The sequence below is a fragment of the Levilactobacillus fujinensis genome, assembly GCF_003946335.1.
GTDB lineage: Bacteria > Bacillota > Bacilli > Lactobacillales > Lactobacillaceae > Levilactobacillus > Levilactobacillus fujinensis.
In genome coordinates this window covers 1-1051 of the sequence record NZ_RHNX01000103.1, presented here as the reverse complement: position 1 = coordinate 1051, position 1051 = coordinate 1, and the positions used below count along the sequence as shown (strand labels likewise).

The window sequence follows — 1051 nt, the reverse complement described above, 5'->3', positions numbered from 1 at the left end:
CGCAAATTGCAAGAACAAATTAGTCACTAGGACTGAATACTGATACCAAGGGATTCTCAGGGGATTGAAGCTGGTTGGAGCGAGGCGCCTAGCCGCAAGCGGCAGCGAAGAGCTCAGCTGGAGTTTGGAACGCCAATTGGCGGCGAGGCATGTTGTTTAGCTTGTCGGTGGTCTTGGCAACATCGGCTGGGCTGACCGCATCAAGTGACTCACCCTTAGGAAAGTCCCGGCGAACCATGCGATTGTGAACTTCATTAGTGCCACGTTCACTGGACGTATAAGGGTGTGTAAAGTAGACTGGGGCAATTGGGGTCATCACTTGTTCGAGAGTCACAAACTCTGGCCCGTTGTCGGCAGTAATGGACTGAATAACAGAGCCGTATTCCTTAATGATTCCCTTCATAGCGTAGGCTACTGAATCAGCGTCACGACCATCAATGAGGCGGATAATCTGGAAGCGCGTTTGGCGTTCAATCAGGGTCATAATCACGCTCTCCTTACCATCGCGCTTTCCAACGATTGTATCAATCTCGAAGTGACCAAACTCTTCTCGAGAATCCACCGCCGCTGGTCGTTCCTCAATACTCCGCCCCAAGATACGACTATGCTTATGAACCACGTGCTTTGATATCCGGCGGCTCATCTTCTCAGCGAGATCCAGGTTACAGACCTCTAGGAGCTGTTCATCGATGTACTTGTACAATGTCTGGGTACAGACCATCTCTTCAGGTCGAAAGAGTCCTAAGGCTTTAGCACGGCCCACAACAGCGTCGGGAGCCCAGCCGTCCTTCTTAAAGTGCTCGACAAAGAAGGCTATGAAGCCGACCGCCTGGAGGAACTTATAAGGACGGTGACAGGTCTTACGGTTCTCGTGGTACCGTTCTTCAGCAAGCTCAGCCACGTAAATTTCGTAGAACTTCTCCTTACCGTTGACTAGCTGCTTATTGGTTACCAAGCCCCGCTTGATCTCGTTGTTTATGGTCTGCGGGCTAACGCCAATTAGTTCGGCAATCTTACGCCGAGAATACTCGTCGTGATTGAAGTAGACCTC

The 1051-nt window shown here is 50.8% G+C and carries 1 protein-coding gene; it reads right to left on the bottom strand.

Features of this window, described 5'->3' with window-relative positions; translation table 11 throughout:
• Nucleotides 1-88: 88 nt before the first annotated feature.
• On the bottom strand, nt 89-1051 hold a 963-nt coding region (locus tag EKM89_RS13960), incomplete at its 5' end, for an IS30 family transposase (protein ID WP_125689363.1).